At 62.2% G+C, this 10539-nt stretch carries 6 protein-coding genes; 1 reads left to right on the forward strand and 5 read right to left on the reverse strand.

Features of this window, described 5'->3' with window-relative positions:
* Positions 1-23 precede the first annotated feature (23 nt).
* Genes IB266_RS05655 through IB266_RS05665 form a run of 3 tightly spaced genes read right to left on the reverse strand, consistent with a single transcriptional unit; the run spans position 24 to position 5625 of the window.
* Entirely contained in the window at positions 24-3098 is a 3075-nt protein-coding gene (locus tag IB266_RS05655; protein ID WP_192260499.1) for an efflux RND transporter permease subunit, read from the reverse strand.
* Positions 3095-4198 carry an efflux RND transporter periplasmic adaptor subunit gene (locus tag IB266_RS05660; protein ID WP_412548284.1) on the reverse strand — a complete coding sequence of 368 codons (1104 nt, stop codon included), beginning with the start codon at positions 4196-4198 and terminating at the stop codon, positions 3095-3097. The genes IB266_RS05655 and IB266_RS05660 overlap by 4 nt, the downstream gene beginning before the upstream one ends.
* Positions 4195-5625: an efflux transporter outer membrane subunit gene (locus tag IB266_RS05665; RefSeq protein ID WP_192260500.1), complete on the reverse strand. Its 1431-nt coding sequence runs from the start codon at positions 5623-5625 to the stop codon at positions 4195-4197. The genes IB266_RS05660 and IB266_RS05665 overlap by 4 nt, the downstream gene beginning before the upstream one ends.
* Before the next feature lie 292 nt (positions 5626-5917).
* Here IB266_RS05665 and IB266_RS05670 point away from each other — a divergent pair, with 292 nt between their 5' ends.
* Positions 5918-7258 carry a diaminobutyrate--2-oxoglutarate transaminase family protein gene (locus tag IB266_RS05670; protein ID WP_192260501.1) on the forward strand — a complete coding sequence of 447 codons (1341 nt, stop codon included), beginning with the start codon at positions 5918-5920 and terminating at the stop codon, positions 7256-7258.
* Positions 7259-7343: 85 nt separating this feature from the next.
* Here IB266_RS05670 and IB266_RS05675 read toward each other — a convergent pair whose 3' ends face one another.
* Complete coding sequence (locus IB266_RS05675; protein WP_192260502.1) at positions 7344-9305, reverse strand: MacB family efflux pump subunit; 1962 nt, start codon at positions 9303-9305, stop codon at positions 7344-7346.
* Between the two features lie 2 nt (positions 9306-9307).
* Positions 9308-10459, reverse strand: coding sequence for a macrolide transporter subunit MacA (gene macA / locus IB266_RS05680; protein WP_192260503.1), 1152 nt, complete (start codon positions 10457-10459; stop codon positions 9308-9310).
* Positions 10460-10539 lie beyond the last annotated feature (80 nt).

Consider the following 10539-nt stretch of genomic DNA (forward strand, 5'->3'; position numbering starts at 1 on the left):
TTGGGGGAATATTGTTTTCCCCCTCAAACTTCCTCTAGCGCCCCCTCTTCCATTGGCGATCGAGTGCGACGCTTCAGCCATTCAAGCGCATCGTCCACGTAAGTGAAAATCACCGGTACCACCAGCAGGCTCAACAACGTCGACGTCAGCAAACCACCCATGACCACCACCGCCATCGGTTGTCTGAAACTCGGGTCTTCGCCCATTCCCATCGCCGTCGGCAACATCCCGGCCCCCATCGCAATGGTGGTCATCAGGATCGGACGGGCACGCTTGTGGCAAGCATCCACCAACGCATCGTATCGACCCAGGCCATAATCGCGGCGAGCCATGATGGCGTACTCCACCAACAGAATGGAGTTTTTGGTCACAATGCCCATCAACATCAACAAGCCGATGACCGACGACAGGGAAAAACTGAAATTGCACACCAGCAAGGCCAACAACGCGCCACCCAGCGAGAGCGGCAAGGCCGAAAGAATCGTGGCTGGTTGCAAGAAGTCGTGAAACAACAACACCAGGACTGAATAAATACAAAACACGCCGATGGCCATGGCCAGGCCGAAGCTGGCGAACAATTCCGTCATCAACTGCAATTCGCCCTGTTCCACCAGTTTCACTTCGGCTGGCAAGTTGCGCATCACCGGCAGTTGGCGGGCCTCGGCCATGACCTCACCCAGGTTGCGACCGTTGAGTTCGATAGACAGGGTGACATTGCGCAGACGGTCCAGTCGGCTGATTTGCGCCGGCCCACTGCCCATGCTGATGTCCCCCAACGAGGCCAGGGCGACCTGGCCGTCTCGACCGGTTACCCGCAATTGGCTGATCGCCTGCAAGTCGTCGCGCAACAGCGAATCCATGCGCACTCGCACGTCCACCTGGCGCTGGGACAAATTGATCTTGCCCAGTTGCGAGGAGTATTCGCCGTAAGTCGCCATGCGCAAGGTATCGGCGATGTCCTGGCTGGTGATGCCCAATTCCGCTGCCCGGGCAAAATCCGGCCGCATCTGGATTTCCGGTCGTTGCAAGGCGCTGCTGGACGAGACATTGCCGATCCCGCGCAACTCACGCAACTGGGGCTCAAGGGCGCTTGCCGTGCGCTCCAGCAGATCGCCGTCATCACTGGCAAGCACAATATTGAGCTTCTCTCCGCTGCCATCGCCGCCAACATTGATGCGTACTCCCGCAAGCGTGCGCAACACCTGGCGCATCTGCGCTTCGACCTCCACCTGCTTGCGATCGCGGGCATTGCGAGGCGCCAGCTCCACCGTCAGGATCGCATCGCCGGCGCCAGTGATATCGCCAGGCCCGGCGCCCGAACTGCTGGCGGTCCCCACCGAGCTGAACACATGCGTGACGTCGGGGAGTTCGCGCAGCCGCTCGCTGGCCTGCAAGGCCATCGCGGTGGTGTGTTCCAGTGTCGTTCCTGGCGGCATCTCCAATGTTATCTTGCTGCGGCCGGTGTCCTGCGCTGGCAGGAAGCTGGTGGGCAGCAACGGGACCAGCGCCAGAGCCCCGACGAAGCACAGGCCGGCCAGGCCCATCGTGGTCTTGCGCCAAGTCAGGCTGGCATGGATCCAGCCCAGGTAGCGAGTCATCAACGGGCTGTCATGGTCGGCTTCATGCCTTGCCTTGAGGAAATAAGCCGCCATCATCGGCGTCAGCAGCCGTGCCACCAGCAGTGAAAACAGCAGCGCCGCCGACGCCGTCACGCCGAACTGGCGGAACAGCTTCCCGGCGATCCCCCCCATGAACGCCGTGGGCAGGAACACTGCGACCAGGGTGGCCGTGGTGGCGAGCACCGCCAGACCGATTTCATCCGCGGCTTCGGTGGCGGCCTGAAGCGGGGTTTTGCCCATGCGCAAGTGTCGCGCGATGTTCTCGATCTCGACGATGGCATCGTCCACCAGCACACCGATGACCAGCGCCAGGGCCAGCAGGGAGACGGCGTTGAGGGTGAACCCGGCCAGGTACATCACGCCAAAGGTGGGGATGATCGACAGCGGCAGTGCCGTGGCGACGATGAGCGTGGCGCGCCAGTCCCGCAGGAACCACCAGACCACCAGCACCGCCAACAGCATGCCTTCGTACAGCAAATTCATCGAATCGTGATAGTTGGCGAGCACGGCCTTGACCGTGTCACTGGCTTCAACGATCTGCACGTTGGGATGCTGTTTTTCAAACGCGATCATGGCCTTGCGTACGTCATTGGCGACGCCGACATCGGAGAACCCCAGGGAACGGGTGACCTGGAAACCGATCACGGGCCTGCCATCGCGAAACGCCCGGGTGCTGCGTTCGGCGTGGGTGTCGCGAATGTCGGCCAACTGCCCCAGGGCGAGCAGGCGACCGTCGCCGCTGGGAATGTCGATGGCACCGAGGGCCGCCGGATCGTCAATGGCACCCAGGGTCCGCATGGCTTGCTGGCCACTGCCCAGATTGCCCTGGCCACCGGAGTTGTCCTTTTGCATCGCCCGTAACTGGTTGGCGATGTCCGTGACACGAATACCCAGGCCCGCCATCAGGGCCGGATCGAGATTGACCTGGACTTCCCGGTCGACACCGCCCATGCGCGCGATCATTGCCACCCCGGGCACCGCCAGCAGCTGTTTGCTCAACTCATTGTCGACGAACCACGACAACGCTTCTTCATCCAGGTTATCGGAGTCGATGACATAGGTGAGCAATGCCGAGGCGCTGGTGGTCAGCCGGGAAACCGAGGGTGTGTCCAGGCTCGCCGGCAACTGCGCCATGGCACTGTCGACCGCGTTACGCACTTCGTTGAGCGCCTCGTTGCCATCCTTGTCGATGTCAAAGCTGATGCTGATGTTGACGGCACCATCGGTGATGGTCGTCGTCACGTGCTTGAGCAGGCGCAGGGACGTCAGCTTGTCCTCGATCTTGCGCGCCACTTCCGTTTCCAGTTGCTCCGGGGCTGCGCCCTCCAGCGTGGCGCTGATCACCACCACTGGCAGGTCCATGTCCGGGAAATCCTGGATGGCGAGCTTCTCGAAACCCGACAGGCCAAAGAGCGTCAGCAGAATGAACAGCATGACGGCCGGGACCGGATGGCGGATCGACAGGGCTGAAATGTTCATGGCTGGGCTACCTGGGATTGAACGAGGGTCACACTCGCACCATCGTTGAGGAACGCACCGCCAGCACGCACGATTCGGGCAGGCTCATCGAGGCCGCTGAGAATCTCCACGGCCTGATGCAAGCGTCGGCCGACCACCACCGGTCGCTGGACCACGCGCATGTCATCATTGAGCGTGAACACATAGGAACGCCCGTCCCGCAGGATGACGGCAGTGTCTGGCACCGTGACGGCCTCGCGGGGCGCCAGCTCGATCTGGCCGCTGGCATACATACCGGCCTGGGCGGCGCTGTCGGTGGGCAGGGAGACGTAGATCAATCCCCGGCTGGTCTTGGTATTCAACGTGGGCGATACCAGCCGCACGCGCCCTTCCAGGCTCTGGCCGTCGGGCAACGTCATACGGGCAACCTGGCCTGGCTGAACCTGGGCCAGTTGGCGGGCATCCAGCTCGGCCTGCCATTCGATGCGGCCATCGCGCACCATGCGAAACAGCTCGTCGCCGGCGGAGAGCACCTTGCCAAGCAGCGCCGTGCGCGCCGAAATGATGCCATCGTCCACGGCGAGGATGCGGGTTTGTCCGAGCCTGATCCGCGTGCTCTGCAATTCGGCACGGGCGCCGGCGAGGTCAGCCTCGGCGAGTGCGACCTTGATCCGGTAGTCTTCACGCTGTTGCTCCGACAGGGCCCCGCCCTGCCCGACGACCCGGGCCCGACGATCATTGGAACGGGCCTGCTCCAAGTTGGCGCCGGCCTGGGCGACGAGCGCCTTCTGCTTGTGCTCTTCGGCAACCACCGTTTCGCTGGCCAGCGTGGCCAACAGTTGACCCTTCTTCACCCGGCTGCCCACATCAGCCTCGATGCTGGCGATGCGCAGGTTGCTGGTCTCGGCATTGATGACCGCTTCCTGCCAGGGGGCGAGCGCGCCATTGGCAAACAGTAACTGTGGCCAGACCTGGCGTTGCGCCTGGACGACTTCCACGCTCAAGCTGCTGACCTGGGGGGCGGCCTCGACCGGCTCGGCGCCCCGGCGAAAGTAGATCAACGCCACCACGATCGCGCACACCGCGATCGCCAACGCGAACTTGCCTGGTCGCGACCTCACGCGCCGTCCCCGCCCGATGCCCGACTCCGCACCAGGGGCTGATCCGCTTGCCAGCCGCCCCCCAGTGCCTTGTACAGAGCGATCCAGTAGCGCACTTGATTCTGCTGCAAGGTGATCAATTCAATCTCGGCTGTCAGCGCCTGGCGGCGTGCGGTTTCCCGGTCCAACAGGCTGACATTGCCGGCCTGCCAACTACGGTCGATGGCCTCGAAAGACTCCCGGAAACCTGCGGTGGAACGCTCCACATCCGACTCCCGGCGACGTGCCGCATCGAGACGCACCAGGGCCTGCTCCACTTCCATCACACCGGTGCGCAGCGTTTGGCGATAGACCGCCAGGGCCGCGTCATACGAGGCCTTGGCACCCTCCGCCGCCGCGCGCCGCTTGCCACCGTCGAACAGCGGAATCGACAGCACCGGGCCCAGCGACCAGGAACGGTTGCGCTGGCCCACCATGGTTCCCACGGAAATCGTCCCGGAAAGACTCAGGCTCGGCAGGCGATCAGCCTGGGCCACGCCGATCTCGGCATTCGCCGCTGCCAGCTCGCGCTCGTCGGAGGCAATGTCCGGGCGCTGGCGCAGCAAGTCGGCCGGAACCTGTTGCACGTTGAGTTCGGCCGGATGCGGCAGTTGCGCCGGCGTGTGGCCCAGCACGTCCAGCAGTCGCCCTTCATCACTGCCTGTCAGTGCCACCAGGCTCTTGAGCAGCACCTGGCATTCACTCTGCTGCTGGACCAGGGCCGCAGCGCTGCTGGCGGCACTGGCATCGGCCAGCGCGGCGTCGGCGGAGGACGTGAAGCCCGCCCCGAACGACTGGCGCGTCATGCGCGCGGTGTCTTGCTGTGACTGGGCCTGGTCACGGTAAGCCAATACCAACTTCTGGCAGCCCCGGTATTGCACGTAGTAATCACCCACCTGGGCCGCCAGGGAAACCCTCGCGTCATGCCAGTCATCCACCCGTGCTTCGACGCGGGAGTTGGCGGCTTCATTGTTGCGGCGCAACTTGCCGAACAGATCGAGCTCCCAGGCGGCATCCATCGTTGCAGAGGAACCTGAGCCCCCCAGGCGCTGCGAACCGGTCTGCTGCCCGCCTCGGCCACCGGACAGCCTGCCGTCGAACTTGGGCAAGGCATCGGCGGCGTCACTGTCGGCGGTCGCACGGGCCAGCGAGATATTCGCCCAAGCCTGGTCCATGGACGGGCTATCGGCTTCGGCCAGGCGCAACAGCTCGGTCAATGCCGGGTCATCGAATTGCCGCCACCAGTCGGCCAACGCGGCCACGGACGCGCCATGGGGCACCGGTGCCTGCCATTTGGCGGCGATCGGGACGTCTGGCACCCGATAGTCAGGGCCCAATACGCAGCCACTCAAGGCCACCGCACACAGTGTCACCAGCAATATGCTCTCTGGAGGCTTGAAGACATGCATAGGGTTCTCTAGGGGTGTCAAAGGTGAAAACAGCAAGCACCCGGCACCGGCACAACTCAGGGAGATGGCGGATTATTAACGATGGCTTGATGAGGCTCGTATGGCAGTTATTTAACCTTGCGCCCGTTCCAATGTCTGGCGTGGAAATTGGGGACAGGTGTCGGCAGGAAAACTCGCGATAAAGACGGGGGCCTGTTGAAATGATCCCGACCTGCCCAGTAATGGCTGCACTTGCTGTCGAGCATGAATGGCCCCGCTCGGTTCACGTTCCATAGCCAATGGATGATCGAATATGGAAGCACTCACTTACCTCGAAAACGTCGAGTCGAACGCACGTACCTATGCACAGACTTTCCAGCGCCTGTTCGTCAGCGGCAAGGGCATGCGTATCAAGGATGCCAGCGGCCAGGAGTTCCTCGATTGCCTGTCGAACGCCGGGACACTGGCCCTGGGGCACAACCCGCCCGAGGTCCGGGATGCGGTGATGCGTTTCCTCGACAGCGATCACCTGCAGCAGGCATTGGACCTGGCCACACCGGCCAAGCATGCGTTCGTGCAGGAGCTGTTCTCGATGCTGCCTGCGCAAATGCGTGACACCAGCAAGATTCTCTTCTGCGGGCCCAGCGGTTCGGATGCCGTCGAGGCCGCCATCAAATTGGCCCGCCACTACACCAAGCGCTCGCCATTGATGGCGTTCCACGGCGGCTACCACGGGATGACGGCCGGCGCACTGTCGGCGATGGGCAAGCTGTCCCCCAAGACCGGCGATGGCCTGATCGCACAAGGCACGCACTTTCTGCCCTTCCCCTATCGGTTTCGATGCCCGTTCGGCACCAATGGCGAGCATACCGATCAACTGTCCATCGACTACATCCGTACCGTCCTCTCGGACCCGGAAGGCGGCATCGCCAAACCGGCGGCGGTCATCGTCGAGGTGGTGCAAGGCGAAGGCGGTTGCATCCCGGCCTCGGCCAACTGGCTGCGGGCGCTACGGGAAATCACCCTCGAGCAGGACATCTTGCTGATCGTCGATGAAGTCCAGACCGGCCTGGGTCGCACCGGCAGCACATTCGCCATCGAGCACGCCGGCATCGTCCCCGATATCCTGGTGCTGTCCAAAGCCATCGGCGGTGGCTACCCACTGGCGGTGATCGTCTACGCCGAACATCTGGACACCTGGGGCCCCGGCATGCATGCGGGGACCTTCCGCGGCAATCAGATAGCGATGGTCGCTGGCGCCGCCACCATGCAGCAAATCCGCAAAAACCATCTCGTCATCCATGCCGCCCGAATGGGCGAACGACTGGAAAGCGGCCTGCGGGAAATCGCGCAGCGTTTCCCATTCATCAGCGACATCCGCGGTCGCGGACTGATGATCGGCGTGGAAATCACCAAGCCGACCGACAACCAGCGCGCCGGCCAGGCCGACGGTGCTCGGGCACACGCGATCAAGCTCAACTGTTTCGACAACGGCTTGATAATGGAAACCGGTGGGCGCCATGGCGCAGTGCTCAGGTTCCTGCCCCCCCTGACCATCACCGAGACCGAGGTCGGCATGGTGCTGGACCGCTTCGAACAGGCGGTGAGGAAGGTCGGCGAGACTCGCCCGCATGCGGCACGCGTAGCGGTATAAGGCGCCAGGCACACCTTATGTGGCGAGGGAGCTTGCTCCCTCGCCACAGGGTTCCCTACCTGGCTTCAAGCCTGGGTAGCCCGGGTCAGTCCCGTGCCAGTGCATTGATCGGATCGAGCCGCGCGGCATTGCGCGCGGGCACGAAGCCGAACACGACGCCGATCAGGGTCGAACAGACGACAGCGGTGACGATCGATCCCACCGAGAACACCATCTGCCACTCCTTGACGAAGATCGAAAAGACGTAGCCGATACCAAACGACAAGGCGATGCCAATCGTGCCCCCCATCAGGCACACCATCACCGCCTCCACCAGGAACTGCTGGCGGATGTCGGACTGGCGTGCACCGACAGCCATGCGGATACCAATCTCCCGGGTACGCTCGGTCACCGAGACCAACATGATATTCATTACACCGATGCCACCGACCACCAGCGAGATGATCGCAATCAGCGAGAGCAGCAGCGCCAGCGATTGACTGGTCTTCTGCACCGTTTGCATCACACTGTCGAGGTTGTAGGTGAAAAAGTCCTTGATACCATGACGCTGCTCCAGGAGCTTGACGACGTTATCCTCCACTAATTTGCTCGGTTGCCCGTCCTTTATCCGCACCGTGATGCTGTCCAGGAAACGCTGGCCCAGCAACCGACCGGCCGCGGTTTCATAGGGCATCCAGATGTTCAGGTTCTTGCTGGTGTTGAAGACGCTTTTGCGGTCTTCGGTCACGCCGATGACCGTGCAAGGCAGGTTGTCGACGAGAATCACCTTACCCAGCGGGTCTGTGTGCGAGCCAAACAATCTGTGACTTGTGTTGTGGTCGATGACTACCACTTGCGATTGCCGCCGGGCATCGTCCTTGCTGAACGCCACACCCGAGCCGATCTTGATTCCGCGAACCTGGAAATAACTCGCGCTCACACCGTTGACGGTCGCATTGACATCGATGTTTTCATAACGCAATAGCAGGTTGCGACCCAGGTTGGGCGTCGCACTGTCGATGTAATACTGGTCGCCCAGGGCGGTCACATCGGACAGCACCAACGTTTCGATAGCCGTCGAGCGACTGTCCCCCCAGTCGGACCCAGGCATGATTTCGATCGTGTTGCTGCCGATCGCCTGGATGTCCTTGAGGACATATTGCTTGACCCCTTCGCCAATCGCCACGATCGATACCACCGAGGTGATACCGATAATGATGCCCAACATGGTCAGCAGGGTTCGCATTCGATGCGAGACCAGCGCCACCCAGGCCATGTTGAACGCCTCGCTGAACAGGCCGAAGCTGGCGAGCAGGCCGTTCGTGGGCTTGACCTTGGCCGGACGCGTGTCTTGTGCCGGCAGATCTTGCAGCGGCCTCTGCGGATTGGGACGATCACTGACGATTTCACCGTCGCGGATCTCGATGATGCGCTGGGCGTGAGCCGCCACTTTCTCATCGTGGGTCACGATGATGACCGTATGCCCCGCCGCATTGAGCTCCAGCAGGATCTTCATGACTTCCTTGCCACTGGTGGTGTCCAGCGCACCGGTGGGTTCGTCCGCCAGAATGATCTCGCCGCCATTCATCAGTGCCCGAGCGATACTCACCCGCTGCTGCTGGCCACCCGAGAGTTGACTCGGCCGATTGCTCAGGTGCCCCACCAACCCCAGGCGCTTCAACAGGTCCCCGGCACGGTTGTGGCGCTGTGACTCTGCGGCACCGGCGTAAATAGCCGGCATCTCGACGTTGTGCAAAGCGCTCAGGTGCGGCAGCAAATGGTAGCGTTGGAAAATGAAACCGAAGTGGTCGCGACGTAACCTGGCCAGTTCACGGTCGTCCATCGAACCGGTTTCGCACCCGTCCACCTTATAGCTTCCGGCGTCCGGATGATCGAGGCAGCCGAGTACATTCATCAAGGTCGACTTGCCGGAACCGGAAGCACCGGTGATCGCGACCACCTCGCCCGCATTGATCGTCAAGTTGATGTTCTTGAGCGCTATGAACGCCTTTTCGCCCGCAAGGAAACTGCGGGTGATGCCCTCGAGTTCCAACAGTGGTCGCGTCATGGTCAGGCTCCTGCCACGGCGGGGGTCGGCTCGCCGATGACAACCTTGTCACCTTCAGCCAGGCCATCCTTGATCTCGGCCCTGACGTTGTTGTTGATGCCCGTCTGCACGTTGCGCGGCTGAGCCTTGCCTTCGGCATCGAGCACGCGGACCACGAAGCTGCCATCCTGGTTTTTCGCCCCCAGCGCGGCGACGGGAACCGTCAACACATCCTTGGCTTTGTCCAAGACGATACGAACCTGGGCAGTCATGGAGATACGCAGGCGATGATCGGGGTTCGGCACATCGAAGAGGCTGTTATAGAACACCGCGGTGTTCTGTTTGGGCGCCCCGGCTGCCTGGGTTTCGAGGAAGTTCTGCGGCGCAGGCTCGGTGCCTCGCAGTGTGGCGTAGTAGCGCTTTTCCGACTCCCCCAGGATGGTGAAATACACCTCTTGGCCGGGAACGATGTGAATCACATCGGCCTCCGATACCTGCGCCTTGACCGTCATGGTGTCCAGGTCGGCGAGCTTGAGCAGGACCGGCGCCAGTTGCTCGGCGATCACAGTCTGGCCTTCCTGCGTCACGATCCCCACGACATAGCCGTCTATCGGCGCGACGATGTGGGTGTAGGCCAGGTTGACCCGTGCGGTTTCCACCTGGATACGGGCGTCCTTTATCTGCGCATCGAGAGAGAGCAGGTTCGCCGCTTCCACTTTGTAGTTCGACTCGGCAGTCTCGTACTCCTGCTTGGAGATCGCGTCGTCCGGCTGCAGTTTTTTGTAGCGGTCATAGGTGGCCTTGGCGTCCTTGAGTTGCGCCGCCGTGGCCTGCCGCTTGGCCATCAGGTTTTCTTCGTTGACCTGGGTCTGGCGCAATGAGTTCTGTGCCAGCATGGGGTCGATTTCCGCCAGCCACTGGCCCTTCTTGACCTTGTCGCCCAACTTGACCTTGAGCGATTTAAGCTGGCCCGATACCTGGGCACCGACGTCGACTTGCTTGACCCCCTGGAGCGTCCCGCTCGCCAACACCGAGTTCTCGATGTCAGCCCGCTCGACCGTGGCGGTCAGGTACTCCGGCGGTTTGCCCGGCGATTGCGCGCTGTAGAAAATCAGACCGGCCACCACGACCAGTACGAGCACGATAGCGATTTTGCGAAACTTCGACTTTTCCATAAATAACCATGAGTGCGTTGATTTTTCAGACCCGGCCAATGTGGCGCCGGGCTCCATGGATGCGCGTCAAGGAGAGACAG

The organism is Pseudomonas sp. Pdm06, from assembly GCF_014851795.1.
Classification (GTDB): Bacteria; Pseudomonadota; Gammaproteobacteria; order Pseudomonadales; family Pseudomonadaceae; genus Aquipseudomonas; species Aquipseudomonas fluorescens_AA.